This window comes from Sinomonas atrocyanea (assembly GCF_001577305.1).
Classification (GTDB): domain Bacteria; phylum Actinomycetota; class Actinomycetes; order Actinomycetales; family Micrococcaceae; genus Sinomonas; species Sinomonas atrocyanea.
Map to the genome: position 1 here is coordinate 1,291,554 of NZ_CP014518.1, position 25,873 is coordinate 1,317,426.

General features: G+C 68.6%; 27 protein-coding genes and 1 pseudogene. 19 read left to right on the forward strand and 9 right to left on the reverse strand.

The window, feature by feature from the left end; translation table 11 throughout:
* Positions 1 to 114 precede the first annotated feature (114 nt).
* The 7 genes from SA2016_RS06095 (at position 115) to SA2016_RS06125 (ending at position 7,292) form a co-directional block, all read left to right on the forward strand.
* A complete protein-coding gene (locus tag SA2016_RS06095) occupies positions 115 to 1,560 on the forward strand; it encodes an APC family permease (RefSeq protein WP_084249348.1) in 1,446 nt (481 codons plus the stop codon).
* Positions 1,561 to 1,618: 58 nt separating this feature from the next.
* Positions 1,619 to 2,434: a MoaF C-terminal domain-containing protein gene (locus SA2016_RS06100; RefSeq protein WP_066496590.1), complete on the forward strand. Its 816-nt coding sequence runs from the start codon at positions 1,619 to 1,621 to the stop codon at positions 2,432 to 2,434.
* 40 nt (positions 2,435 to 2,474) lie between these two features.
* Positions 2,475 to 3,887, forward strand: coding sequence for an aldehyde dehydrogenase family protein (locus tag SA2016_RS06105; protein WP_066496591.1), 1,413 nt, complete (start codon positions 2,475 to 2,477; stop codon positions 3,885 to 3,887).
* Between the two features lie 102 nt (positions 3,888 to 3,989).
* Entirely contained in the window at positions 3,990 to 4,838 is an 849-nt protein-coding gene (locus tag SA2016_RS06110; RefSeq protein ID WP_066496593.1) for an SDR family NAD(P)-dependent oxidoreductase, read from the forward strand.
* Positions 4,829 to 5,602, forward strand: a complete 774-nt coding sequence (locus tag SA2016_RS06115) for an SDR family NAD(P)-dependent oxidoreductase (RefSeq protein WP_066496595.1) — start codon at positions 4,829 to 4,831, stop codon at positions 5,600 to 5,602. The genes SA2016_RS06110 and SA2016_RS06115 overlap by 10 nt, the downstream gene beginning before the upstream one ends.
* A 131-nt stretch (positions 5,603 to 5,733) precedes the next feature.
* On the forward strand, positions 5,734 to 6,057 hold the full coding sequence (locus SA2016_RS06120; protein ID WP_066502077.1) for a YciI family protein: 324 nt from the start codon (positions 5,734 to 5,736) through the stop codon (positions 6,055 to 6,057).
* On the forward strand, positions 6,054 to 7,292 hold the full coding sequence (locus tag SA2016_RS06125) for an RNA polymerase sigma factor (RefSeq protein WP_066496600.1): 1,239 nt from the start codon (positions 6,054 to 6,056) through the stop codon (positions 7,290 to 7,292). Before SA2016_RS06120 ends, SA2016_RS06125 begins: the two co-directional genes overlap by 4 nt.
* Positions 7,293 to 7,343: 51 nt before the next feature.
* On the opposite strand, the gene SA2016_RS06130 is transcribed toward SA2016_RS06125, so the two are convergent.
* On the reverse strand, positions 7,344 to 7,889 hold the full coding sequence (locus tag SA2016_RS06130) for a flavodoxin domain-containing protein (RefSeq protein ID WP_066496606.1): 546 nt from the start codon (positions 7,887 to 7,889) through the stop codon (positions 7,344 to 7,346).
* 294 nt (positions 7,890 to 8,183) lie between these two features.
* Here SA2016_RS06130 and SA2016_RS06135 point away from each other — a divergent pair, with 294 nt between their 5' ends.
* A complete protein-coding gene (locus tag SA2016_RS06135; protein ID WP_066496609.1) occupies positions 8,184 to 9,635 on the forward strand; it encodes an amino acid permease in 1,452 nt (483 codons plus the stop codon).
* Positions 9,636 to 9,710: 75 nt separating this feature from the next.
* On the opposite strand, the gene SA2016_RS06140 is transcribed toward SA2016_RS06135, so the two are convergent.
* Entirely contained in the window at positions 9,711 to 9,971 is a 261-nt protein-coding gene (locus SA2016_RS06140; RefSeq protein WP_066496613.1) for a hypothetical protein, read from the reverse strand.
* 154 nt (positions 9,972 to 10,125) lie between these two features.
* On the reverse strand, positions 10,126 to 11,046 hold the full coding sequence (locus SA2016_RS06145) for a LysR family transcriptional regulator (protein ID WP_066496619.1): 921 nt from the start codon (positions 11,044 to 11,046) through the stop codon (positions 10,126 to 10,128).
* Positions 11,047 to 11,160: 114 nt separating this feature from the next.
* Here SA2016_RS06145 and SA2016_RS06150 point away from each other — a divergent pair, with 114 nt between their 5' ends.
* The 5 genes from SA2016_RS06150 to SA2016_RS06170 all read left to right on the forward strand — a co-directional run bounded on the left by SA2016_RS06150 (position 11,161) and on the right by SA2016_RS06170 (position 16,284).
* Positions 11,161 to 12,351: a PrpF domain-containing protein gene (locus SA2016_RS06150; RefSeq protein WP_229710824.1), complete on the forward strand. Its 1,191-nt coding sequence runs from the start codon at positions 11,161 to 11,163 to the stop codon at positions 12,349 to 12,351.
* An 85-nt stretch (positions 12,352 to 12,436) separates the two neighbouring features.
* Positions 12,437 to 13,834: an MFS transporter gene (locus tag SA2016_RS06155; protein WP_066496622.1), complete on the forward strand. Its 1,398-nt coding sequence runs from the start codon at positions 12,437 to 12,439 to the stop codon at positions 13,832 to 13,834.
* Between the two features lie 67 nt (positions 13,835 to 13,901).
* Positions 13,902 to 15,395 (forward strand): FAD-dependent tricarballylate dehydrogenase TcuA, encoded by a 1,494-nt coding sequence (gene tcuA / locus SA2016_RS06160; protein WP_229710825.1) that lies wholly within the window; start codon positions 13,902 to 13,904, stop codon positions 15,393 to 15,395.
* Between the two features lie 92 nt (positions 15,396 to 15,487).
* On the forward strand, positions 15,488 to 15,931 hold the full coding sequence (locus SA2016_RS06165; protein WP_229710826.1) for a helix-turn-helix domain-containing protein: 444 nt from the start codon (positions 15,488 to 15,490) through the stop codon (positions 15,929 to 15,931).
* Positions 15,928 to 16,284, forward strand: a complete 357-nt coding sequence (locus SA2016_RS06170) for a HepT-like ribonuclease domain-containing protein (protein ID WP_066496628.1) — start codon at positions 15,928 to 15,930, stop codon at positions 16,282 to 16,284. The genes SA2016_RS06165 and SA2016_RS06170 overlap by 4 nt, the downstream gene beginning before the upstream one ends.
* Positions 16,285 to 16,368: 84 nt before the next feature.
* On the opposite strand, the gene SA2016_RS06175 is transcribed toward SA2016_RS06170, so the two are convergent.
* Positions 16,369 to 17,193, reverse strand: coding sequence for a DUF6994 family protein (locus SA2016_RS06175; protein ID WP_066496632.1), 825 nt, complete (start codon positions 17,191 to 17,193; stop codon positions 16,369 to 16,371).
* A 330-nt stretch (positions 17,194 to 17,523) separates the two neighbouring features.
* On the opposite strand from SA2016_RS06175, the gene SA2016_RS06180 reads away from it, so the two are divergent.
* Together SA2016_RS06180 and SA2016_RS06185 are read left to right on the forward strand one after the other, a co-directional pair.
* Entirely contained in the window at positions 17,524 to 18,165 is a 642-nt protein-coding gene (locus SA2016_RS06180) for a biotin transporter BioY (RefSeq protein ID WP_066496635.1), read from the forward strand.
* Positions 18,166 to 18,175: 10 nt separating this feature from the next.
* Positions 18,176 to 18,505 (forward strand): CHY zinc finger protein, encoded by a 330-nt coding sequence (locus tag SA2016_RS06185; protein WP_229710827.1) that lies wholly within the window; start codon positions 18,176 to 18,178, stop codon positions 18,503 to 18,505.
* Positions 18,506 to 18,532: 27 nt separating this feature from the next.
* Here the strand turns inward: SA2016_RS06185 and SA2016_RS20760 are convergent, their stop codons facing one another.
* The 3 genes and pseudogenes from SA2016_RS20760 to SA2016_RS22145 form a co-directional block, all read right to left on the reverse strand.
* Complete coding sequence (locus SA2016_RS20760; protein WP_229710828.1) at positions 18,533 to 19,759, reverse strand: HIRAN domain-containing protein; 1,227 nt, start codon at positions 19,757 to 19,759, stop codon at positions 18,533 to 18,535.
* Between the two features lie 228 nt (positions 19,760 to 19,987).
* A pseudogene (locus tag SA2016_RS22620) lies at positions 19,988 to 20,164 on the reverse strand (DUF4236 domain-containing protein); the annotation flags it as partial.
* 155 nt (positions 20,165 to 20,319) lie between these two features.
* A complete protein-coding gene (locus SA2016_RS22145) occupies positions 20,320 to 20,589 on the reverse strand; it encodes a hypothetical protein (protein WP_229710829.1) in 270 nt (89 codons plus the stop codon).
* Positions 20,590 to 20,626: 37 nt separating this feature from the next.
* On the opposite strand from SA2016_RS22145, the gene SA2016_RS22150 reads away from it, so the two are divergent.
* The 3 genes from SA2016_RS22150 (at position 20,627) to SA2016_RS20770 (ending at position 22,785) form a co-directional block, all read left to right on the forward strand.
* Positions 20,627 to 21,067, forward strand: a complete 441-nt coding sequence (locus SA2016_RS22150) for an excalibur calcium-binding domain-containing protein (protein ID WP_066496645.1) — start codon at positions 20,627 to 20,629, stop codon at positions 21,065 to 21,067.
* A gap of 612 nt (positions 21,068 to 21,679) precedes the next feature.
* Positions 21,680 to 21,856 carry a hypothetical protein gene (locus tag SA2016_RS21355; RefSeq protein ID WP_157089117.1) on the forward strand — a complete coding sequence of 59 codons (177 nt, stop codon included), beginning with the start codon at positions 21,680 to 21,682 and terminating at the stop codon, positions 21,854 to 21,856.
* A 107-nt stretch (positions 21,857 to 21,963) separates the two neighbouring features.
* Positions 21,964 to 22,785 carry a protein NO VEIN domain-containing protein gene (locus SA2016_RS20770; protein ID WP_229710831.1) on the forward strand — a complete coding sequence of 274 codons (822 nt, stop codon included), beginning with the start codon at positions 21,964 to 21,966 and terminating at the stop codon, positions 22,783 to 22,785.
* Between the two features lie 26 nt (positions 22,786 to 22,811).
* Here the strand turns inward: SA2016_RS20770 and SA2016_RS06200 are convergent, their stop codons facing one another.
* Both SA2016_RS06200 and SA2016_RS21360 read right to left on the reverse strand, forming a co-directional pair.
* Entirely contained in the window at positions 22,812 to 23,873 is a 1,062-nt protein-coding gene (locus SA2016_RS06200; protein WP_066496648.1) for a PDDEXK family nuclease, read from the reverse strand.
* A 93-nt stretch (positions 23,874 to 23,966) separates the two neighbouring features.
* Positions 23,967 to 24,671 (reverse strand): 8-oxoguanine DNA glycosylase OGG fold protein, encoded by a 705-nt coding sequence (locus SA2016_RS21360; RefSeq protein WP_141305685.1) that lies wholly within the window; start codon positions 24,669 to 24,671, stop codon positions 23,967 to 23,969.
* A 701-nt stretch (positions 24,672 to 25,372) separates the two neighbouring features.
* Here SA2016_RS21360 and SA2016_RS21365 point away from each other — a divergent pair.
* Entirely contained in the window at positions 25,373 to 25,822 is a 450-nt protein-coding gene (locus SA2016_RS21365; RefSeq protein WP_141305686.1) for a DUF3761 domain-containing protein, read from the forward strand.
* The last annotated feature ends 51 nt before the right edge of the window (positions 25,823 to 25,873 follow it).

A 25,873-nucleotide genomic window follows, 5' to 3' on the forward strand; every position in this document is an offset into this window, starting at 1 on the left:
GGATCCCATTCCGCATCGGACGTCCAGCTCGCAGCCTCGGCACTCGCGCCCGACGAGGCGTCCCAAACTCTCCCGCCCACTCAGGGCTATCGCAGTAGGTCCAAAGGAGGACCCGTGAGCAATACCCAGCACGAGGTCGTGGTGCCGCCGTCCGTCGGCGAGACACGACTGAAGTCCAACAGCCTCGGCTTCATCGGAATCGCCTTCTTCGTGGTCTCCGCCGCGGCGCCAATGGCGGCGTTCGTCGGTGCGAGCCCGGTGATCTTCTCCGTCATGGGCCCGGGCGTCCCGCTCGTCTACGTCCTGGTCGCCCTCGTGATCGCAATCTTCGCGGTCGGCTACCTGAAGATGAGCCGCCACATCGTCAGCGCGGGGGGCTTCGTCGCCTACATCTCGCGCGGCCTCGGGCGGCACGCGGCCACCGGCGCGGCAGGGATCGTGATCGTCACCTACGTCTCGCTCCAGGTGGGCCTGTGGGCCCAGTTCGCGGTGTTCGCACAGCAGCTCGCCTCGCGCCTGTTCGGCCTCGACCTCCCGGTGTGGGGGTGGGTGCTGGCATTCCTCATCATCACTACGGCGCTCACCATGCGCGGGGTGGACCTGAACCTGCGCATCCTCGGGGTGCTGCTGGTCCTGGAGATCATCGCCATCGCGGCCCTGGTCATCGGGATCGTCGCGGGATCGGGCGGCAAGGACATGTCGCTGGTGAGCTTTGCCCCGTCACAGCTCGTCCAGCCCGGACTCGGCGTGGCCGTGCTGTTCGTCTTCGCCTGCTTCACGACCTTCGAGGCCACGACCGTCTTCGCCGAGGAAGCCCGCGAGCCCCGCCGCACCATTCCCCGCGCGCTGTTCGCCGTGATCGTCTTCGTCGGGATCTTCTACACGGTGGCAACATGGGCCGTCAGCGTGGCGGTCGGCCCGGACAAGGTCCAGGACGCAGCGACGAACGACCTGGCCGGCATCATCTTCTCGGTCGCCGCCAAGTACGTCGGACCGTGGCTGGACATCACGATGCAGGTCCTGGTTGTCTCGAGCTTCATCGCGATGCTCATCGGGGTGCAGAACATGTTCTCCCGCTACGTCTTCGCCCTCGCACGCGGAGGGGCACTGCCCAGGCAGCTCTCACGGGTCTCGAAGAAGGCCCAGGTCCCCGCCACTGCTGCGCTGGTGAACGGCATCGTGATCGCCGTGATCCTCATGGCCTTCCTCTGGTCCGGAGCAGACCCGATCGTGATCGTCTTCTCCTGGTTCGTCGCCCTGGGCACCGTGGGCTTCATCGTCATGATGGGCTTCGCCTCCGTCTCCATCCTCGTCTTCTTCATCCGCGAGAAGCTCGAGCGCGGATTCTGGAGCACCCGGGTCGCCCCCGCCGCCGCGATCGTGCTCATGGTCACCGTCCTGGTGATCGCCATCGCGAACTACGACGCGATGCTCTCCGGCGACGGCTCCATCGCCAGGCAGCTGCTGTGGTTCATCCCCTTCGCCTTCGCCGGCGGGGCGGTCCTTCCCCTGGTCAAGAAGGACATCGACTTCGACCGCATCGCCACGGCGGGCGGCTGACCGGGCCTCGGCGCCCATCTCACGCTCCTCTGCAGAACCACCAACGTAAGGAACCTCCATGTCGACCACCCCCCAGCAGCTCGCCCCGACCGAACAGGGCTACGTCCCCACGGACCAGTGGCCCGACGTCACCGTGATGCTCGACGGCTTCGGCGAGCCCACCCTGCCGGCCAGCGACAGCCTCGAGGGAGCACCCCTCGAGGTCCGCTTCGAGAACGGCTGGACGATCGAGCACACGTTCGCCGACGGACAGATCACCTGGACGATCACCGACGGTGAGGGCGCCGGGCAGTCGGGCACCCACCCCTACCGCGCCGTCGAGGTCCGCCCGGGCATCTTCTTCGTCGACTTCGTCAAGGGCGACGGCGCCCACTCCAGCGATGTCTCCATGGTCATCGACCAGTCGGACGGACGGGTGACCGTCGCGGACTCCTCCTTCGTCGACCGCGACGGCAAGGTCCGCATGCACACCGAGATCCTCTCCGGCCGCGTCGCCGGCACCGGCGAGATCGAGCCCCGCCGGCGGACCAGCGAACTCGTCGGCAAGCGGATCTACTACCGCTACAGCCCGACCGAGCACTACGAGCACATCTACCTCAACTCCGGCACCTTCGTCTGGCACTGCGTCAAGGGCGGCGAAGTGGGCCTCGCCGACGCAGACCCCATCCAGGTCTTCGAGCTCGCCGACGGCATCGTCATCCTCCACTGGAGCGAGACCGTCATGCCCGTCGAGTCGATCGTCGTCATCGACCTGGCCAACAAGCGCTCCATCGGCCGGATGTTCTGCTGGGACGGCCCGACCCTGGACACCGTCCACCTGCCCTTCGACAGCCAGTTCACCATCCTCGAGGACACCGCCTACCCGGCCGAATGAGCCCCAGGCGAAGCCCACGAGAGCACTACAGGAGATCACCATGACCACCACGACGTCGTCGATCCTCGACGCCATCACCGTCCCCGAAGGCCACGGCCGCCCCATCCCCGATGCAGCGACCCGCGAGACCATCGGCCATGCCCCCGTCCACGGGCTCGACGACCTCGAGGCAGCGATCGCCGCCGCCCGGGAATCCCAGCCGGCCTGGAACGCCCTCGGTCACGCAGAGCGGTCCCGCATCCTCAACGCCATCGCGGACGACCTCGAGGCCAACCTCGAAGAACTCGCCCGCATCCTCTCCCGCGAGCAGGGCAAGCCCCTCGACGGACCGAACGCCCGCTTCGAGGTCGGCGCCTGCGCAGTGTGGACCCGCAACGCCGCGAACACCGTCCTCGAACCCGAGGTCGTCTTCGAGGCAGGCGCCGCCCGCTCCGAGGTGCACTACGACGCCCTCGGCGTCGTCGGGGCCATCGGACCGTGGAACTGGCCGATGATGATCACGGTCTGGCAGATCGCCCCCTCCCTGCGCATGGGCAACACGGTCGTGGCCAAGCCGAGCAGCTTCACCCCTCTGTCCGTCCTGGCCCTCGCCGAGATCTTCAACCGCCACCTGCCCCAGGGCGTCCTCACCGTGGTGTCCGGCGACCGGGAGGTCGGCGCCGCGATCGCCGCCCACCGCGGCCTGGACAAGATCATGTTCACCGGCTCGACCGAGGCCGGACGCAAGATCGTCGCGTCCTCGGCCCAGAACCTGGCCCGGCTCACCCTCGAGCTCGGCGGCAACGACGCGGGCATCGTACTGCCCGGCACCGACGTCACGGGGATCGCGGAGAACCTGTTCTGGGGGTGCTTCATCAACACCGGCCAGACGTGTGCCGCGCTCAAGCGCCTCTACGTCCACGACTCCGTCTACGACGACGTGGTGGAGGCCCTCGCCGAGCTCGCCCGCGCACTGCCCATGGGGCCCGGCCTGCAGGACGGCAACGTCCTCGGCCCGCTGCAGAACCAGAGCCAGTTCGACATCGTCAAGGACCTGGTCGACGACGCCCGCGCGCGCGGCGCCCGCATTGTGGCCGGCGGAGAGCCCGCCCCCGAACTCGGGCCCCTCTTCTACAAGGCCACCGTCGTCGCCGACATCGAGGACGGCGCGCGCCTCGTGGACGAGGAGCAGTTCGGGCCGGCCATCCCCGTCATCAGGTACACCGACGTCGACGACGCCATCCGCCGCGCCAACGCCTCGGAGCAAGGACTCGGCGCGTCGGTCTGGTCCGACGACCTCGATGCCGCGGTCGCGGTCGCCAAGCTGGTCCAGGCCGGAACCGTGTGGATCAACCAGCACGGCACCCTCAACCCGGATGTGCCCTTCGGCGGGACCAAGCAGTCCGGCTACGGCCAGGAATTCGGCGTTGCCGGCCTCAAGGCCGTCGCTGCCCCCAAGGTCATCAGCCGCTGACCCGGGGGGAGAGGCCTCCGCACCGGGCCACGCGCCGTCGTCGGACGCGGCCCGGTGCGGAGGCGCGCCATCCACCACCACCAGGATTCGGAGGAACACACCATGGCCTACGCCGGCTCCCACGTCGACGGGCACGTCGTCGTCGTCACCGGGGGCGGCACCGGGATAGGTGCCGGCATCGCCGCCCGCTACGCCGCAGAAGGCGCCCATGTCGTCATCCTCGGGCGCCGTCCGGGGCCTTTGGAGGCCGTGGCAGCCGAGATCGGCGCCCACCCTCTCGTCGCCGACGCCGACGCCGGCGACCCGGCAGCCGTGGAAGCGGCTCTCGCCGCCGTCCTCGAGCGGTACGGCCGCGTCGACACACTCGTCTGCAACGCAGGCGGCCCCGGCTTCACCTCAGTGGGCGAGACCAGCGACGCCGGCTGGGCCGAGGCGCTTCACTCCAACCTCACCACCTCGTTTGCCATCGTCCGCGGATTCCTCCCCGCGCTGATCGAATCGGCCGGCCGGATCGTGATCGTCTCATCGCTCTCCGGACTCTTCGCCGGCCCCTCGATGGCCGGCTACGTCACGGCCAAGCACGCCCTGATCGGGCTGACCAAGTCCCTCGCCCGCGACTACGGCAGGCACGGCATGCGCGTGAACGCCGTCTGCCCGGGATGGGTGCGTACGCAGATGGCCGACGAGGAAATGGACGAGCTCGTCCAGAACACCGGGCTTCAGACGCGGCAGGCCGCCTACGACGCCGTGACCGCCGACCTGCCGCTGCGGCGCCCGGCGGCGGCCGCCGAAATCGCCGCCGCCGTCCGCTTCCTCGGCTCTGACGAATCCTCCTACATGACCGGCGCCACCCTCGTCGTCGACGGCGGAGCCCACATCGTCGACCTGCCCACCCTGGCCTTCGACAAGGCCCGGGCGGGCCAGAAGGGAGTCACCTCCGCATGGAACTGAATCTGGACGGACGCGTGGCACTGATCACCGGTGGCGCCTCCGGCATCGGACTCGCCTGCGTGGACGCCTTCGTCGCCGAGGGCGCGCGTGTCACCATCATCGACCGCTCCTCCGAGGGCCACGGCATCGCCGAGGCCCATCGGGAACGCGGCGCTGACGTGGACTTCGTCCAGGCCGACCTCACTGACGAGGGCGACGTCGGACGCGCCGTCCAGCGCATCGTCGCCGCCCGCGGTCAGATCGACACCGTGGTCGGCTGCGCCGGAGTGTCAGGCCCCGTGGGGGCCCGCCTCGAGGAGATCGGCGCCAGCGACTGGGACCAGGTCATGGCGGTCAACGTCCGCGGCAACTTCCTGGTCACCAAGCACACCCTTCCGCACCTGCAGGCAAGCAGCGTCGGCACCGTCGTCTACCTCGCCTCCGACTCGGCCTTCGTCGCCTACGAGGGCATGGCTGCGTACAGCGCCTCGAAGGGTGCCGTCGTGATGCTGACCAAGGCCGTCACCGCCGACTACCCCTCCATCCGCGCCAATGCGCTGTGCCCGGGCATCGTCGACACCCCCATGTCGCGGGCCGACATGGGCCACCGCGAGGGCTTTGACGGAACAGGCTTTCCCGTCATCCCGGCCCGTCAGATCGCGAACCACGTCCTGTTCCTCGCCTCGCCCGCCAGCGCGCCGATCAACGGGACAACCCTTGTCTCCGACTTCGGCTACCTCGCCCGGCCCGCCCTCGGTTCCCTCGACTTCGCAGCCCTAGGGTAGCTCGGAGCTCCTCCGGCGAGCCGGTTCTTGAACCCGTCCGCCCGCCGGTGTCCGATAGGGGCAGGCCCGTTCGTTGCAGGGGTGAGCGGCCGCCCGTCCAGGGCGCCACCGAACCACAGGAGATGATCCTCATGCAGTACCTGGTGTCCGTCCTCAACGACAGCAACGAGCTCGCGACCCCCGAAGAGGACGCCGCGATCGACGCCTTCAACGACAAGCTGCAGGCCGAGGGCCACTGGGTCTTCGCCGGAGGCCTCGGCGCCCCCGCCTCCGCCACCGTCATCGACAGCCGCAACGGCGAGCCGGTCATGACCGACGGTCCCTTCGTGGAGACCAAGGAGTGGATCGTGGGCTTCTGGATCATGGAGGCCCCGGACCTGGGCGCCGCGCTCAGGCTCGCCGCCGAGGGCTCCAAGGCCTGCAACCGCAGGATCGAGGTCCGGCCGTTCCTGTGAGCGCCGCCGACGCCGGGGAGGCGGGGGAGGCGCTCGCCCGGACCCACCGCCAGGAGTGGGTGCGGGTGGTCGCCTCGCTCGCACGGCGCTTCGGCGACCTCGACGTGGCCGAGGAGGCGGCGGCCGAGGCGTTCGCGGTCGCCGTCGAGCGGTGGCCCCACGACGGCGTGCCGCCCAACCCCGGTGCGTGGCTGACCACCACCGCGAACCGCAAGGCGATCGACCGGATCCGCCGCGAGAACAGGCGCGACGACAAGCAGCAGGAGGCCCTCATGCTGCGCGACGAGGCACCGCCGGAACCGCTCGGCGCGGTCGACGACGACCGGCTCCGGCTGATCTTCACCTGCTGCCACCCTGCCCTGGCGATGGAGGCCCGGGTGGCGCTGACCCTGCGGATGGTCGGCGGGCTGACCGTGCCGGAAATCGCCCGCGCGTTCCTCGTACAGGAGCGCGCCATGGCGCGGCGCATCACCCGCGCGAAGGCGAAGATCGCGCAGGCCCGCATCCCGTACCGCGTGGCGTCCGCCGAGGACCTCCCGGCCCGCGTCTCGGGCGTGCTCGCGGTCCTGTTCCTCGTGTTCAACGAGGGCTACCTGGCGACCGGACCGTATACCGACCCCCTCCGGCCGTCCCTGACGGCCGAGGCGATCCGGCTCGCCCGCCTGGTGCGGGACCTCCTCCCGGACGACGGCGAGGCGGCCGGCCTGCTTGCGCTCATGCTGCTGACCGAGGCGCGGCGCACGGCCCGGGTTGCGGACGACGGCGCACTGGTCCCCTTGGGCGAGCAGGACCGTTCGGCCTGGGACACCGCGCTCATCGCCGAGGGCCACCGTCTGGTGCGCGAGCGCCTGGCCTCCGGCGAGGCGCCCGGGCGGTACCAGCTCCTCGCGGCCGTCAACGCCGTCCACACCTCCGCCCGCCGAGCAGGGGACACCGACTGGCGGCAGGTCGTGGCCCTCTACGACCAGCTCGTCCGCCTCGACCCCTCGCCCGTGGTCGCGCTCAACCGGGCCGTGGCGGTGGCCGAACTCGACGGCCCCCAGGTCGGGCTGGCGCTGATGGAGCCGCTGGGGGAGGCCCTGGCCGGGTACCGGGCGTACCACGCCGCCCGCGCCGAGCTGCTGCGCCGCCTCGGCCGCAGTGCGGAGGCCCACGCGGCGTATGACGCTGCGATCGGGCTGCCGGGCAACGCCGCCGAGACTGCGTATCTGAGACGCCGCAGGGACGGGGCCTGAGCGGGGGGGGCAAAGCCGGGCGCCCAGACCGCCCAGCAGGTGTCGGCCGCCTTACCGGGCGGCCTTCTCCAGCCCGGCGGCGAAGTCCTCGGCGAACTGCCGGACGCCGTCCCACTCGGTGTAGACGTAGTCGCGGGAGACGTCTGTGCCGAGGTCCCCGGGCTTGCTCTGGACGATCTTCTTCATCATGTACCGCATGACGAAGTTGAGGTGCGTGTAGGGCAGGCCGCCGCCGAAGAGGCCGATTCTGCCCGGCCGCCACCCGGTCTGCTCCTCGAACCGCTCGACGTGGCCCTCCGCCTCCTCGATGTCGTGCCCCGCGGCGGCCAGGCTCACTGAGAAGAAGGCCGAGGGCGCTCCCGCCAGCGCGTCGAGGTTCTTGCGGACGTAGTCGACGACGCGCTTGTCGTGCTTGCCGCCGTGGACCGAGCCGCCGACCATCACGCCGTCGTAGCCGGACGGAACGGGTTCGGCCGGGTCCTTGAGGTCCGAGACGGTGACCTCGAGGCCGTGGCCGCGCAGGATCTCGGCGATGAAGTGCGCGATCTTCGCGGTCTGGCCTTCGTGCGTGCTGTAGACGACGAGAACCTTGCTCATGGCGGTGCCTCCTGGGGGCGTTTTCCCCATGGTCCGCCCGTCGTTGACGGCCTTGCAGTGGCGAAGGTCCCGCGGGCGCGGCCCGCTGTCGCCCGCAGAGACGCAGGCATTCGTCGGAAGAACCGAACGGTACAGTTCGGAAAAAGTTGCTTTACCTGATGGGATGGATCTCCGGATACTGTTCAAGGTCGATGTGGCCGGCGTCACGTTCGATGGGGAAGTCGCCGCCCGCGCAGGCCGCAGAGTTCGTAAGGGCCCGAACCGCGGGTCCGAAGCACAGGGTGGGAGTTCTCGATGAGTGGGCAGAATCCTCAATCAGTGTGGCGCCGCAAGCCACTGGAGGAGATGGAAGACGAGACGGTCAAGAGCGGGCTGTTCAGGAGCCTCGGGCTCTGGCAGCTCACGGCGATCGGCGTCGGCGGGATCATCGGCGTCGGCATCTTCTCTCTCGCCGGGCTCGTGGCGCACGGCGACGCCGACAACCCCGGGGTGGGCCCGGCGGTCCTGATCTCGTTCCTCGTCGCGGGCCTGGCCTCGGCCGCTGCGGCGCTCTCCTACGCCGAGTTCGCCGGGATGATCCCGCGCGCCGGGTCGGCGTACACCTACGGCTACGTGGCGCTGGGGGAGATCACCGGCTGGTTCATCGGCTGGGACCTGCTGCTGGAGTACATCGCCATCGTGGCGGTCGTGGCCATCGGCATCTCCGGCTACCTGGATGCGTTCCTGGGCGGCTTCGGTGTGCACCTGCCGGCGTGGATGGCCTCCACGGTGGATGAGGGCAAGGGCGGCCTCATCAACCTGCCGGCCATTCTTATCTGCCTGCTCGTCACGCTGATCCTCAGCCGCGGGACCAAGGCGTTCGGCCGCTTCGAGCTCGCCGTGGTGGCGATCAAGGTGGTCCTGATCCTGTTCATCGTGGGCCTGGGCATCTTCTACATCAACACCAACAACTACACCCCGTTCATGCCCAGCGGCTTCGGCCCGGTGATGAGCGGCGCCGCCACGGTCTTCTTCGCCGTCTTCGGCTATGACGCCATGAGCACCGCGGCCGAGGAGGCCACCGAGGGCAAGAAGCACATGCCCAAGGCGATCGTGCTGTCCCTCATCATTGCGATGCTCCTCTACGTCGCCGCGACCCTCGTCCTGACCGGCATGCAGAACTACAAGGACATCGACCCCAAGGCCGGCTTCGCCTCCGCCTTCGCCGGGGTGGGCCTGCCGGTGATCGCGAGCATCATCTCCGTCTTCGCCGTGCTCTCCATCCTCACCGTGATGTTGACCTTCCTCCTCGGCGTGACCCGCGTGTGGTTCTCGATGAGCCGCGATGGCCTGCTGCCGAAGTGGTTCTCCAAGGTGGACCGCGGGGGCACCCCGCAGCGTGTCACCTGGATCGCGGGCCTCGGCTCGGCGTTCCTGGCCGGCGTGTTCCCGATCCGCGCAGTGGCGGATCTGACCAACATCGGCATCCTCGCCGCCTTCGTGGTGGTCTGCGTCTCCGTGATCGTGTTCCGCCGGACCAAGCCGAACGTCCCGCGCACCTTCCGCCTGCCGTGGATGCCGGTGGTCCCCGCCTTCGGCGTCCTGGCCTCGCTGTTCCTGATCTCCCAGCTGCACTGGGAGACCTGGCTGCGCTTCGTGGTCTGGCTCGCGATCGGGCTGGCCATCTACTTCGGCTACGGGCGCAAGCACTCGCTCATGAACCCGGACAGCCCGCGCCGCCTGGAGGAGGCGAGCCAGCGCGGCTGACGCCCCCCCTCTGCGAGGCGGGCGGACGACGGCGGGCGCGCGCCCGCCGTCGTCCGCCCGCCTTTCGCGGTGGCGCTACTTACGCTTCGCGCGGGATTCCGTCATGGCCGCCGCCAGGATGGCGGCGGCGAGCTTCGGGGCATCCTCCCTGCGGAAGTGGATGGTGCGGCTCGTCTCGCACATGCACGCGTGGTCCGGGTCGATCTGCAGGAGCGGGTCGTCACCGGGCAGGATGGCCGGCCACACCGCGAGCACGTCGCCCATCTCCTCCGAATCCTTGTAGACAATGGTGGGGACCACCGGGTTCTTGGCGGGCTTGGACTTGCACTTGGCCATGGGGCTTCCTTTCACTGGCGGCTGCTGCCGCTACGCGGAACGCGCTCCGCGTAGACCCCACTGATTGCGCAGGGGCCTTCCCAGAGGTGAAGAGCAAGTCGGTGCCATACGAGGAGGGTGGCACACGCCTCCGACATTCCTCGGCACCTAGGCCTCAGCCCTGCGCGGCCTTCCACGCCCGCCCGGCCTCCATGAGGATCTGGCCCATGGCCGCCCCGGCTGGCGAGAGCCGCTCGCCGCGCCGGCGGGCGAGGACGATCCGGCGCGTCGGCGGGCGGGGCGTGACGGCGCTGATCACCGCGATGTCCTCGCGCAGGCTGTAGAGGGAGAGCTGGGGGACGAGTGCGATGCCCATGCCGACGGCCACCATGGCCTGAGCCTCCTGGTAGCTGCGCGCCTCGAAGGAGACGATCGGGGCGAAGCCGGCGGCCTCGCACGCCTCCTCGAGCACGGCCAGCACGTTGGGGGAGGTGCGGATGATCCAGGGCTCGTGCCGGAGGTCCTCCATCTTCACCGTGCGCCGCTGCGCGAGCTCGTGGCCCGCGGGCACGAGGAGCACGTTGGGCTCGCGGAAGATCAGCTCGGTGCTCGTGCCGGCGGTGTCCGAGGTGTCCTGCACCTCCCGCATCCACGTGATCGCGAGGTCGATCTCGCGCGCCTCGAGCAGGTGCCCGATCCCGGAGCGCTGGGCGCTGTGGATCCGCAGGTCCACGCGGGGGTGGCGCTCGCGGAAGGCCGCGATCGCCGCGGGCAGGAAGGACTCGGTGACGGTCGGGATCGTGCCCAGCCGCAGCGTCCCGGTGCGCAGTCCGGCGATCTCCTCGAGCTCCTCATGCGCGGCCTGCACCGCCCGCTCGATCTGCTCCGCGTGGCGCACCACCGCGCGCCCTGACTCGGTGAGCGTCACCCCGCGCGGCCTGCGCTCCACGAGCGGCTGGCCCGCCTCGTCCTCGAGCTGGCCGATCTGCTGCGAGACCGCCGAGACCGTGTAGTTGAGCCGCGCGGCCGCGGCCGTGAGCGACCCCGCCCGCGCCACCACGACCAGCACCAGCATCCGCCGGATGTCCATCGCCATGGCCTCAGCCTACAGCAGCGCTTAAAGAGCCTTCAGAAACTTTAGCTGGTGCGGAGCCACCGGCGGTCCCACGATGAAGTGAGGAACAGCCCAAGAGCCTGAAGGAGTACACCGGTGGAGGAACTGAACGGGACCGTCGAGGTCGCGGCGGCGTGGGTGCGCGGCGGGACCAGCAAGTGCTGGATCTTCGCCGCCGAGGCCGTCGACGCCGCGCCGCTGGCTCTGGAGACGCTGCTGGAGAACGCGCTCGGCTCCGGCGACGCGCGGCAGATCGACGGCGTGGGCGGCGCGACGTCCACCACCTCCAAGATCGCGGTCGTCGCCCGCTCGGAGCACGCCGGGGCGGACGTGGACTACCTCTTCGGCCAGGTCGGCATCGCGGACCGAGTGGTGGAGTGGGGCAGCAACTGCGGCAACTGCGCCACCGCGGTGGGGCTCTACGCGGTCCAGGAGGGCCTCGTCCGGCTCGGCGCGGAGCAGACCACCGTCCGGCTCCGCAACGTCAACACCGGCGCCATCCTGCGCACCTCCGTGCCCACCCCCGGCGGCCGCGCCCCCGAGCGGGGCGAGGCGCACGTGCCCGGCGTCGCCTCCGGCGGCGTCCCCGTGGACCTCACCTTCGAGGGCCCGTTCGGCCGCGAGGGGGCATTCCCCACCGGCCGCACGTCCGAGGGCGTCCAGGCGGGCGGCCGCACCGCCGAGGCCACCATCGTCAGCGCGGGGGCTCCCGCCCTCCTGCTCGACGCCGCGGGCCTCGGCCTCACCGGGGCGGAGGGCACCGCGGAGCTCACCGAGCGCGTGCCGATGCTCACCCCCTTCCGCGCCGAGGGCGCCGTGCTCCACGGCATCATCGCCCCCGGGGAGCCGGCGCCGAACGCGGTGCCGAAGACCGGCGTCGTGGGCCCCGCCCGCGACTACGTCGCCTCGGACGGGACCGCCGTGGCCGCGGGGGAGTACGACGTCTCCGTGCGCATGCTCTCCATGCACGCCCCGCACCCGGCGATCGGCCTCACCTCCGCCGTCGCCGTGGCCGTCGCCGCCGCGACCCCGGGCACGGTGGTCAGCCGCTACCTGCCGGCGGACGCCCGCACGGTGCGGATCGGCACGGCGTCCGGCGTCGTGGAGGCCTCGTGGACCACCGCGCCGGACGGGACGGTCGAGGCCGTCTCGCTCCACCGCGCCGCCCGCCGCCTCGCCACGGCGGTGCTGCACGTGCCGACCGCCGGCGCCGCCGGCCAGCCGGAAGCCCCAGCGGAAGGAGCCCAGCGCCGCCCCGCCGCGGCACCCCTCGCCGTCCCGGCCTGACCGGCCTTCCTGACCCGCACCACCTCTGGCGCAGACCATCCCGGGCTGCTTCCATCAAACTGAACTTCTATCAAGGAGGATAGAGTTGCTCACCGCATCTTCGGCGGCCGCCCGCGTGGACCGCCTGCCCATCACCAGAGCGCACAAGATCGCGCTCGTCACCCTGGCCTTCGTGTTCCTCTTCGAGTTCGGGGACCTGAACACCTTCGCCTACGTGGCCCCGGCCCTCGTCAAGCACCTCGCCTTCTCCGTCCAGGACGTCGCCACCGTCACCTCGGCGGCCTTCCTCGGCATGGCCATCGGCGCGATCTTCGGCGGCCGCATCTCGGACCTGATCGGCCGCAAGCGGGCCCTGCTCTTCTCGACGCTGATGTTCTCGACCTTCTCGCTCGTCAACGCCGCCGGGATCAACGTCCCCACGTTCTTCCTGTTCCGGTTCCTCACCGGCGTGGGCCTCTCCGCCATGGTCGTGGCCGCCACCACCTACATCTCCGAGGTGATGCCGGGGGCGCGCCGCGGCCGCATGCAGGCCGCCGTCATGGCCGTGGGCCTGGCCGGCATCCCGGCCATGTCCTTCTCCGCCCGGGGCATCGTCCCCCTCGGGCACGACACGTGGCGCTGGGTGTTCGTGCTCGGCAGCCTGGCCCTGCTCGCGGTCCCCGCCCTCCTTGTCCTGCCCGAGAGCCCGCGCTGGCTTGTGCACCGCAACCGCCTCGACGCCGCCGAGGCCTCGCTCGCCCGGCTCGAGGCCGGCGCCGGGCAGCTCCCGCCGCTCGCCGCCATCCCGGAGCGGACGACGCCGGCCGGTTCCGCGGGCGCGTCCAGCTACCGCGCGCTGTTCACCGGCAAGACGGGCCGGACCACGCTCTTCCTCGCCGTCGTGTGGATCTTCCAGACCCTCGGCTTCTACGGGTTCGTGGCCTGGGTGCCCACGCTGCTGGCCCAGCACGGCTTCAGCGTGGCCGAGTCGCTCGGGTTCTCCGCGCTGACCACCATCGGCGCGGTCCCCGGTGCCCTGCTCGCGTGGCCCGTGACGGACAGGTTCGGGCGGAAGCTGCCGATCGTCGTCGTCAGCCTCGCCACCGCGGCGAGCGGCCTCGCCTACGGGCTGACGTTCAACCCCGTGGCGATCGTGGTGTTCGGCTTCTGCGTGAACCTGCTCATCCAGACCTTCGCGACCCTGCTCTACACCTACAGCCCCGAGCTGTTCCCCACCGCCCTCCGCAACGCCGGGCACGGCCTCGTCTACGGCACCGGGCGCCTGGCGAACATCTTCGGGCCGATGATCGTCGCCGCGATCTTCTCCTCCTTCGGCTACCAGGCGGTGTTCGTCTACATCGCCGCGTGCTGGCTCATCGTCGCGGTGGCCGTGGCCGTGTTCGGCCCGCGCACCGGCCGGCGGCCGCTCGAGGAGGTCTCCGAGGAGGGCGTGGGGCTCCCCCGCTCCGCGGCCGCCGTCCGCACGGAGTCCTCGCCCGCCTAGGGCCGGCACCCCGCGCCCCGGCACCACCCGAAAGCACCACCCCACCCGGATAGAACGGAACATCTCTGTGACTGAGTCGAACCTGCCCCGCACCCAGGCCAAGGCGGCGGACGTGATCGTGGTCGGGGGCGGCAACGCCGCCTTCACCGCGGCCCACGCCGCCACCGTGCGGGGCCGCAAGGTCCTCCTGCTCGAGAAGGCGCCCCGCGAGCTCTTCGGCGGCAACAGCTACTACACCGCCGGCGCCACCCGGATCGCCCACGCGGGCCTGCCGGACCTGGTGGACTTCATCGAGCCGGACGAGAGGCACGCGGTCACCGAGGTGCCCCCGTACAGCGAGGCCGACTACGTGCAGGACATGGAGAAGGTCACCGACGGGCGCAACGACCCGGCCCTGACCGAGGTGCTCGCCGCCGAGGCCGCGCCCGGCCTGCGCTGGCTGCACTCCCTGGGGCTGAAGTACCGGCTCATGTACGAGCGGCAGGCCTACGAGCGCGCCGACGGCAGCTACCTCTTCTGGGGCGGGCTGCACGTGGGCAACGTGGGCGGCGGCGAGGGCCTCATGCAGGACCACCTCGCGGTCGCGCTGCGGCTCGGCACCGAGGTCCGGTTCGGGCAGGACGTGGTGGGGCTCGTGAGCGAGGGCGGGGCCGTGGTGGGCGTGACCGTCCGCGAGGCCGACGGCACCGAGGCTGAGCTGCGCGCCGACTCGGTGGTCCTGGGGGCGGGCGGCTTCGAGGCCAGCCGGGAGCTGCGCGCCGAGCACCTCGGGCCCGGGTGGGAGAACGCCAAGGTGCGCGGCACCCCGTTCAACACCGGCCAGATGCTCACCGCGGCCCTCGAGCTCGGCGCCGACCGGGCGGGGGACTGGGCCACGTGCCACTCCACCCAGTGGGACGCGTTCACCCCCGGCAACGAGTCCAACCGCGAGCTGACCAACCGGCTTACGCGCCAGAGCTACCCGCTGGGCATCATCGTCAACGCCCGCGGGGAGCGGTTCGTGGACGAGGGCGAGGACTTCCGCAACTACACCTACGCGAAGCTCGGCCGGGCGGTGCTCGAGCAGCCGGGGTCGGTGGCGTACCAGATCTTCGACGCGGCCCTGCGGCCCATGCTGCGCTCCGAGGAGTACGACATGCCGGGCGTCTCCGTCGAGACCGCGCCCACGCTCGAGGCGCTCGCGGAGCGGATCGGGGTGGACCCGGAGGCGCTGGCCAAGACGGTCAACGACTACAACACCTCGATCGACCTCTCCATCCCGTTCGACCCCAACGTCAAGGACGGCCGCCGCGCCCGGACCACTCCGGTCAAGAGCAACTGGGCCACACCGCTCACTGAGGGCCCGTTCTACGCCTACCCGGTCACCTGCGGGATCACGTTCACGTTCGGCGGGCTGAAGTCGGACACCCACGGCCGGGTCCTAGACACCGCCGGCGAGCCGATTCCCGGGCTCTACGCGTGCGGGGAGATGCTCGGCGGCCTGTTCGCGGGGAACTACCCGGGCGGGTCCGGCCTCGCGGCCGGGGTCGTGTTCGGACGGCGGGTGGGCTCGCTCGCCTGACGTCTCGCTCATGTTGGGGGGCGGACGACGGCGGGTGGGGACCCGCCGTCGTCCGCTGGGACAGGGTGTATATCAGTCGATATAATGGTGCCGTGGACGAAATCCGTCGGCTGCGCATGGCAGCCGGGCTCACGCAGGCAGAGCTGGCCGCGCGCTCGGGCGTCGCCCAGCCGAATATTGCGGCGTACGAGAGCGGGCAGCGCAGACCCTCCGCGGCCATGCTGGATCGTCTGAGGCGCGCGGCGCGGCCCCGCCCCTCGGCGGTCATCGCAGAGAAGCGCGGGCAGATCATCGCCATCGCCAGAAAGCACAAGGCCAGCAACGTGCGGGTCTTCGGCTCAGCAGCCCGAGGGGACGACACGTCGGGGAGCGACCTCGACCTGCTCGTGACGCTGGCGCCCGACGCCACCGTCTTCGATCTCGCGGAGTTCACGGTCGAGCTCGAAGAGATGACCGGCCTCCATGTGGACGTGGTCTCGGAAGGCGGCCTGCGCCCCGGGGTGAATCGCATCCGGGACGAAGCAGTCGCGCTGTGACGACGAGGGAGCAGGAGCGGACGGTTGCCTGTCTGCGAGACTTCCTCAGATTCAGCGACACCGCGGCGCGGGTCATCGTGGCCCGAGGCAAGGCGGCCTATGACGCTGACGAGGCACTCCGCCTCGCCGCAGAATCGATCCTCCACAAGCTCGGCGAAGCCGTCGCCCGGTTGCCCGACGACTTCACTGCCGCCAACCCGGAGGTCTCGTGGCGGGCGATGAAAGCAACGCGGAATCTCGTCGCGCACGGGTGCGACCACGTTGACTACGACATTCTGTGGGCTGCGTTGGCTCACCGGCTGCCGCTCGAGGCCGAGCGCGTGCGCAGGATCCTCGACCAGTTGAGCCCGTGACGGGACGCCCGGCTGCACTCTGAGGTCCTCGGCGACCTCCCTCGGGTCCGAGCCAGCGGGTTCTCGGGCGTCACAGGGTGCGAGTCAGTGGGGAAGGGGCTGTGCATGGCTGCGGACGACGGCGAGTGGGAGCCCGCCGCCGTCGGTCCAGCTCGGGGGTTGGTGGCGGACCTCAATCTCAGGGTGGTTCTTAACAACCCACTCGGCCATTCGGCGCCCCCGCCGTGCAACGAATTCCAGCGTGGCCTCCCGGTAAGTCACATACTCGGTCGCGGTGACCGGTGTCCTGGGATGCTCGAAGCTCTCAAACGGCAGGTAGAACTGGATCTTTGAGTAATCCGGCGTTACCAAGTCCTGCAGGTGGAAGAAGTCCACAAACTCTTCGAACCCGTTGAAGAGGCCGAGGAAATCCGCATAGGCGTTGAGGACCGCAGTCAGGGGGCTTTCGCCCTCTCCAGCGTAGTGACGACGGATGCACTCAAGGGTGAGGTCCATGCGGTCACCGATCGATCGACGGGCTTTGTTGATGGTGTACGGCTCCTGCGATTTCACGGGCCAGATCATGGCGCTACCGATCGTGTACGGCGGGTTGAGGTAGCGCGACCGTTGGGCTGGGCTGAGCGAGGCGACTGCGCCGGCCAGAGAGTTCGGAGTCAGCCACCCGGTGTAGGAATTGGTGATGGCATCGCTTCCGTACCAGTGCCTCTCCCCAGAGGCATCTGTGTAGATGAGGTAGCCGTTCCGGCGGGCCGATGGCGCCGTCGGGGCGAACAGCACGCCGGAGTTCAGTTTCTTGGTCCATAGCAGCTCGTGATCCACGCGGAGCTGCGGACTGTCGTTGTCCGCGTCGGGCCTGGATTTCGCGGGCTTGTCAGTCTTGTAGTCGAACGAAGTATCGAATACGCGCATGCCGGAAGCTTATGCATACGCGACGTCTTGAGTCAGCCTTTATTCTTATCCGGCTGGGCGCCATCAATTCATCACCACTGGTTCTGGTCAAACGCGCTCCATCGGTGCGTGCACCTCGTCCGGCCGCCACTTGGCGGGGATTGACGAGCCGACGCACAGCGGCACCTCCCCGGCAGGCTCAGCACAGGTGCCCTCGCCGCGCAACCCCACCCCTTTGTAGCGATCGATCCATAGACCGCCGTCATCCGTGGTCGGTTCCCTACAAAACGGACGCGGACCGCGCTTCGTAGCCTTCTTCCAGCACGCTTTCCCGGACCTGTTGGAGGAATCATGAGCAACCCGACGACGCCCGCCCCCGCGCCCCACCGCCCGGCCGAGGGCGGCCCGCGCAAGCCGCGCAGGATGTGGGACTCGCAGTCGCTGGCCCTCGTCTCCGTGTTCGCCGCGCTCATCGCGGCCTCGGCCGTCGTCCCGGGCATCCCGGTCGGCAGCTTCGGGGTGCCGATCACGCTGCAGACCTTCGCGATCATGCTCACCGGCCTGGTCCTCGGCGGGGCGCGCGGCGCCGCCGCGGTGGGGCTCTACCTCGTGGTGGCGTTCGCCGGGCTGCCGATCTTCTCCGGCGGCCGGGCGGGGCTGCAGGTCATGGCCGGCGGCTCCGCCGGGTACATCGTCGGGTTCGTCCTCGCCGCGTTCCTCGTGGGCGTCGCCGCCGAGCAGGTCATCCGGCGCGCCTCGGCCAAGCGCCGGGCCGTGTGGTTCTTCCTCGCCGCGGCCGTGGTCACCGTGGTCGCCTCGCACCTGCCGGGCGTGCTCGGCATGATGCTCAACCTCAAGCTCTCCTGGCAGGCGGCCTTCGCCGCCGACCTCGTCTTCTACCCGGGCGACCTCCTCAAGGACGCCGTCGCCGCCGTCGCCGCGGTGGCCGTGCACCGGGCGTTCCCGGATGTGCTCGTCCGCCGCGTGAAGTGAGGCGAGTGGGGTGAGCGGGGGAGTGCGGGCCGTGCGGGTCTTCGGCGCCACCGTGGACGACCAGACCCGGTGCGTCCACTACCGCACCGAGGTGGACGTGGTGGCCATGAAGTTCGCCTGCTGCGGGCGGTACTACCCGTGCCACCTGTGCCACGCCGAGGACGCGGACCACGAGGCGCAGACGTGGCCGCCGGAGCAGTGGTCGGAGCCGGCGGTGCTGTGCGGGGTGTGCAAGGGCGAGATGGCCATCGAGGACTATCTTGCGGCCACGTCGTGCCCGAGCTGCGGGGCGCGGTTCAACGAGCGGTGCGCGGCGCACCGGCACCTGTACTTCGGGTGAATTGCCTTCCTCCGGCCTAGCCGGTGGTCAGTGTCTTGGCACGTAGGCGGCCGGCACGCTGTAGGAGCGGGCCCACGGCGCAAGCCGCGGTGCTGGGTGGGGCGAGTTCGCCAGCCAAGAGTTGCTGATCTCACTCGCGCGCTGGGCCTGCAGCGAGAGCTTGGCTGCGAGCGCCGAGCCGGTGATCTTGGCATAACAGACGGCGAGCTCGCCAACGGTTTCCGTGTGTTCCAGCAGCGGCAAGTAGTGAGGCGAGGTGGTGCCGCTGAGTTCTCCGACCCGGTCCACGTCGAGACGCACCTCAACGAATGATCGGAGCGTCCCGTTCTTGAGTGTGCGCGTCGCCTTGTGGAGGCTCACGAGCACCAGGCCGACCCCCTCCTCGGGGATGTAGTCGAAGAGCGTGCTGAAGTGGTCCTCGGTCCGGAGCACCTGCACCGCTGCTCCCCACGGCACCAACGTGTGAGTGGTTGCGGGCGGCTCGTTGAGCGGCGCAATCAGCTCCGGCTCTGGGAGAGCCACCGTCACTCGGGCATCCGTCATCTGCGCTCCGTCCCACGCCCAGATCCGGGCGGCAGACACCGGGGCGAACCCGCTGGCGGTGATGCGGCGCACGGGTTGTGAGTACCGGGCAGCATCTTCTCGACTCAGGTATCCGATAGTCCTACCCGCCCACCGGACGCTGATGGCGTTGGAGTCGTAGGGGTTGTCGGGTTCGGGCACCAGCACGACCCGGAGGCCCTCCGCTTCTCTGGACGGCCCGCTCGCGATGCCCGAGGTTGCCGCCGAGCTCAGAGCTGCTCGTACCGCCGGAAGATAGTGCTGCACGCCAACGAGATCCACGTTGGGCCATTCTCCGCGCCCCAGCGATATCTGATACTCGGGGCCAGTGGGACATGGGCTTTGGGGAGCCCACGCCCCTGCGCTTGAGAGTGCTGGCGCGAGGCTCGTCGCCGAGTGCTCGCGATCCGCGTGGCCGGTGAAGGTCGGCGCCCAGTGCTCGTCTTCCCAAGCCTGCCGGAAGCGCCGTCGCCTGCGCCGCCAGACGACGATGGCGACGAGCGCGGCCGCAACAAGCACGCCCGGCGGCGCCGCAACGGTTACGAGCAGAAGAAGTGCAGCGAACATCGTCCACTTGCTGACAGTGGCCCATTTCTCGACTCGGGGATTCCCGCGGCCGAATCGATGAAGCTGAGCCGGATCGGCGCCCACGAACGCCAGTATGCGTTCCGCCTGGGCGATGGTCAGGCGCATCAGACTCGGACGGCACCCTGTGACCCGGGAGACCGCTGCACGGACGTAGTCCCGTTGAAATGACGAGGCAGGCGGAGTGGAGTCCGGCACCAGCATCGCCTGCCAGACGGCGTCGGCGACCGGCGGTCTGCTCGGACGAGGGGATTTCCTGGTTGGCGCGGAGGCCTGCTTCAGTCGTTTGCGCGAATTCCCGGCTCCCGTACTGCTCGTCGACACGTACGAGAGCCCGGTGCCTGGGACGCGCACCGTTTTGGTGATGCGTCCTCTGCTGGAAGCTGTCACCCGGAATGGGCCGCTGCCGGCGCTCACGCTCAGGCCTCGCTTGGATGCAGTCACCCGAATTGGCCCAAAGCTCTTCGACTTGCGAAACCTGAAACCCATAGCGCCGCCTGTTTCCCTTGCCATCGGTGCCGATCACCCTAGCCGGCTCCTCGCGAGTGGCCCTCGCCAGATCCGCCCTGCGTCGAGCCAGGAGCCGTTGGGGGAGGACACCTCAGAGTTTCATTTTACATGTCAAATACAAGTATGATCTGCTGTGCTCGACGCATTCATACAAGCCGCTATCGGCTTTCTGAGGAGAGTGCGGAAAGTTCGATCTTAGGGGGCAGTATGAAAAAGGTTCTGGCAGCCGTCGCGCTGAGCGCGTTGGCCTTGGCGGGATGCTCGGCACACCCGACCGCTTCGGTCGGGAACGCTGCGTCGGCGAGCCCGAGCGCGACAGCGACGACCGAATGTCCTTCACCGATGCCGACTGTCACAGTCACGATCAAGGCCACGCCGGCTTCAACCGATTCCTCGGTCGAGCCTTCGGCTACCTCGACTCCGGACACGACGTCCTTGGGTTGCCCAACCTCGACCGCGACGGTGGTGGCTGCGCTTTACTCAGACGGTGACGCCTGCACGGACGTCGGGGAGCGCTACACCCTGGCCGGGGCGGATCTGGCCTGCACGAAGGACCGTGACGGTTCGATCGTGTGGATGACCAAGTCAAAGGCAGACAAGCTCGCAGCCGATCTCGCCGCGGAGAAGGCTGCCGCCGACGCGAAGGCTGCTGCGGACGCCAAGGCGGCAGCCGATGCCAAGGCCGCCGCCGATGCGAAGGCTGCTGCGGATGCGAAGGCCGCTGCTGACGCGCAGGCGGCTGCGCAGCAGGCTCAGCAGCAGGCGGCCCAGCAGCAGGCCTCGTCCGTGTACTACGCGAACTGCACCGCCGCCCGTGCCGCCGGCGCGGCCCCGCTGTACGCGGGTCAGCCCGGGTACCGGATCGGCCTTGACCGTGACCACGACGGGGTCGCCTGCGAACGCTAAGACCTCGAGGGGGTCCTCAGGACCGCCGCTCACAGACGACGACGCCGGTGACCCGCCCGCTTGGGCGAGCCACCGGCGTCGTGCAATGTGTCTCAGCCGCGCTCGCATCGGGCGCACTATGCCAGAGGTGGGGCTAAGGCGACCTCTTCAATGACGCCATCGCCGCCCTCGCCGCTCAACGAGCGGTGCGCCGCGCACCGGCACCTGTACTTCGGGTGAAGCGACGCAGACGACGGCGGGTGCGCACCCGCCGTCGTCCGCTCGCCAGTTCTGTCGGTGGGGTGTGCTCTGATGAGCCCATGACGAAGACTTCACGCTGTGTCCCGGTGCTGCTGTCGCGGACGGCCGACCGCCCTGCGTCCGGGAGTCACCCGGATGATCGGCGGTCCTACCGTGAAAGGACACCAGCATGAACAGCGTGTGGCACATCTCGGCGGACATCCGCCTCCTCCACGTTCCTGGCGATCCCTCGCCAAGCCCGGTGGAGAGGGTCCGGGCCGTCATGGGGCCCGTGACGGAGGCCGGGGCTGAGACGTTCAGCTTCTCGCCGGACGCCGAGAGGCCCGAGATCGGCGTCGGCTTCAGCGTGGATGCCGAGGCCTTCGAGGAAGCGTGGAGCTTCGCCCGTGGGTGGTCGAGCTCCTCGGCGACCTCGTCGGCCCGGCGGAGGTCGTCGCCCTGCGCGTCTGCGATTACGCGCAGTGGCGCAGCGAGACCGAGCGCAGCTCCGGGAAGCCCGTCCTGCTGAGCCGGATTTGGCCGCCGGCTCGGTGGTTCAAGCGCGCCTAGCCTCGATCAACGTGAACAGCGGGACGGGGGCTTCATACGCGACGCATGCCCGTCCCGCTGTTGTTGGGTTGAGCATCAGGATGGCTCTCGTCAGCGATACTCAGTTCATGGTCATCAACATCAGGCTCATTGACCGCCAGGCTGCAGACCCAGCTGATCCTCTTGGTCGTGATTGGTGGGGCTACGACCCTGACGTCACGCCTGAGGTGCTGTGGGCGAACAACCGTGGCGACTGGCGATTAGATAGGACACGGATCGCAGTTGAGCGCTGGGCAGCGTTCAACTACCAGGATCGGGTGGTGCTGGTGGCGGAACTCGACGGGCCTGAGCATGAGACCGTTCCGGATATGCGTACAGGGAAACCGAAAAGGGCACTCATTGGTCGCCCTCTCTCCGCGGGCCACCCGGTACACGAGGCCTTGATTGGGGCTCAGGTCGAGTACCGGAGAAATCCGATATCGTATGGCCCGGATCCCGTCACAGTCGAAGCCGCAGCCACGGCTGAGAATCCAGATTTGCCGAGGGGAGCGGGCCAAGGCCGACAGATGGACCCAGGCATCCGTAGAGCGATTGAAGACGCTGCCCAAGACCGGCTGATGGACCATTATCGGAATCGGGGCTGGACCGTTACCGACACCAGACTGAACCGCCCTTATGACGCCGTCGCTCTTAGAGGCTTCAAGCGGCTCTACCTCGAAGCTAAAGGTACCCAGAGCCTAGGAGGCTCGGTCGTAGTCACGCGCAACGAGGTGGAACACGCGCGTCAGCATCCGGGAATGTGTTTCATGGGTGTGTGGTCTGGGATGCGTTTGGTGGACGGGAAAGTGGATCGGCACGCCGGGGAATTCAGGGTCGTTCGGTTCGATCCTGATGAAGGGCGCCTCAACGCGCGTGATTTCGATTGGACGGTTCCAGAAGGGACGTCGTGACCTGTAGGCCGTTTTACCTGATCGACCTAGGGTCGCCGCAGGACCGACGCCACCGCACGAGGTAGGGCGCGCAGCTGCTCCGCAGTCAGGTCACGTGCCGGCCGGTTGGGACGCTTCTTGAAGTCCAGCCTTCGCGCTTCTTGAACCAGCTCAACCATGCCCGCTTGAGCTTCGATGGAGTCGGCGATCGCTGGCGCCAGCCCATCTAGCTCCCTGTAATAGAGAAACCTCACCTCTACTGCCGCCGTCTTCGAAAGTCCCGATCCATATGTGAAAAGCGCCAGAGGCCACGTCAAGCCGATGCCATCGGCTGTGATCCCGAAATTCAGAGAAGGAGAGGCGCCCTTCCCGCCCTCGATCTGGAACCCAGCTTGCTTGGCCGCTGTGATCAGTTCGGCCACCTGCTTTGAAGACGCCGGATCGTAGTCCTCGCAGCTCTTTAGATATTCCTCCACGGTCCACGTCCTGCCGCTCGTCCTCGGCGCAGCGGCCTTCGCTTCGACCAAGTCCGCACCGTAAGAGGTAGGGATAAGTATCTCGACCTCCGCTTCACGGGCGTGGGCGAACTCAGCCACTATCACGCCAGTCTCCGGGAGCGTGACGGCGTTGAGGAACTCAACGATGCGCTTGACGTCGTCGTTGAGCCCATCGACTGCGAGTACTAAGTTGAAGTGCCCGCTTGCCAGGTGTTCCGCGACCGCAGCCCTTACCGCACCGTCATCGCTCAGTGCTTCAAAGGGGGACAAGCCGCCGTTGGCTTGCTTCCAGCGCTGCTCGAACTCTTCGACGTCCATACGCCAGATCCGGGATGCATAGTCGAGGACCTGACCGATCACCTCTCGACGGATCTGGGGGTTGGCGCCCAGCTTGCATTCCACGAGCGTGAGCTTCCCGTCCGAGTCGACGATGACAATGTCAGCCCGTCCGGCGCCGGACTGGAACTCGATGCAAGCGACCGCGTCCGCTGATACTCCGGGGACGAGCGACGGGTGGTCGTGGAGGATGTGCTGCAGTGCAGCCTCGCTGTCATAACCCTGAGTGCCAGGCTCATGCCACTGGCCCCCGGGTTGTCTGATCAAAACTCCCATACTGAGCCTAGCGTGCGCATGATCGAAGCATAGGGCTAGTTGGCTAATTGGGCCGTCCTTCAAGCGCCCGGGACGCCATCTGCCCGTCAGGTGTTAGTTGAGCGCCGCCCGCCCGAACGCCCATCGTTCAACGAGATCAGCGGTGCAGCCTGTGAGCTCGGGGTGGCCAGAATCTCGAGCTGACGCGGCGATCGCTTCTAGGGCGGAGCAAGCACGCAAATACGTTTCGCGTGGGTAGTTTGCCGCCGTGGAAAGTCCAGACCCAGGCTCGGTTCCTGCAAGAGTGGCGAGGACGCGGCGGTCGACGATGAGCGCGGGGTGCGTGGGCCTACCCTGTCCCGCGAAGTACATGAGTTTGGTGAAGTAGGCCGGACCCAGATAGGCAAAGGTATTGCGCCCTCGCGAGCGGAAGGCATCGAAAGCAGTCGAGGGACTGGTCTGTGCGGCCTGGAGTGCGTCCAGGAGGGCAGGCGAGGTTGTAGGTGCGATCAACGAGTCAATTCGGCCCCGGTTGTTTCTGCGAGTAGTCCCAGAACCCCACAGAAGCACATGGAAAGTGAAGTCACGGGGATCCCGGCTGCCGTCGATGACCTCGGATGCGAGCGCGAAGAGCGTCCTCCTGTCGAGATAGATGGAAGTGCTGTCTCCACCTAATGGAGGCAGCACTTCCATTCCCGCTCGCCGCAGTTCGTCCCGCCACCACGAGGTACCGAGTTCGAAGCCTTGGTTGAGCACATCCTTCTCGCGGGAGAGGCTGGTCAGCTCGTGGTGTACCTGATCGAGCGTCAGCGTCTCCATCGCGGGGTCCTCTCATCGAACGACTTCTTTTGTACATGTCTATCAGAGGAGCCTACGATCATGCAGGACTGGGTGATGCAGGTATAGGCGGCTCTGCCGGCAGGATGTCTCGTTGGGCTCCCTGAATTTCCCGGATCGTCACGTCTTTTCACTCTGTGTTGACGCTGCATGCCCGCGGCGTCGTTTGGGAAGGTAAGGAAATGAAGAACAGTCTTGGCAGCCAGCTGCCGCCTGCCGCAAAAGGTCCACGCCGTCGGACCTGGCGGATTCTGCTCACCGCAGTTGTGGCAGTCGTACTGCTCTTCACTGCTCCTGTCCTTCTGTGGCTCGTCGCAGTTGTTGTGTTCGTCGTCGGACTTGTGCGTCTGCTTTCTCGGAAGAAGCCGCGCAAACGTGCCGCCCTTGCGGTCATGCTGGCCGCAGGTGCAACCTTCATCGCCGCGTCAGTAGCTGTCGCGGCGACTGCGCCCCCGAACCCCGCGGTCGCAACGAGGTCAACTTCGTCCCCCTCGGCGGCGGCAGTTGTAGCAACTCCGAGCTGCCCGTCGTCGACACCGACCGCCACTGTGACGATCACTGCCACGCCCGCTGCGCCCAATTCCTCTGCGACGCCCGCTGCGCCCGGTTCTTCTGCCACACCGTCGGTTACCTCGACTCCGGACGCGGCGTCGATAGGATGTCCGACCTCAACTGCCACGGTGGTGGCTGCGCTCTACTCAGACGGTGACGCCTGCGCGAAGGTGGGGGAGCGCTACACCCTGGCGGGGACGGATCTTGCCTGCACGAAGGACCGCGACGGTTCAATCGTGTGGATGGCCAAGTCCAAGGCCGACAAGCTCGCTGCCGATCTCGCCGCGGAGAAGGCCGCAGCCGACGCGAAGGCCGCGGCGGACGCCAAGGCTGCTGCGGATGCGAAGGCGGCAGCCGATGCGAAGGCGGCTGCTGACGCGAAGGCTGCTGCTGATGCGAAAGCCGCTGCTGACGCGCAGGCGGCTGCTGACGCGCAAGCGGCCGCCCAGCAGGCAGCTCAGCAGCAGCAGGTCTCGCCGGCGGGAGCAACGGCACTGTGCGTAGACGGAACGTACTCGTACTCGGCGAACCACAGTGGAACGTGCTCGCACCACCATGGAGTCGCTGTCTGGTACAAGTAGCTCCGCGGTTCGTGGGTGGGGGCTGCACCGCCCGCGCCAAAGCGCCAAGAG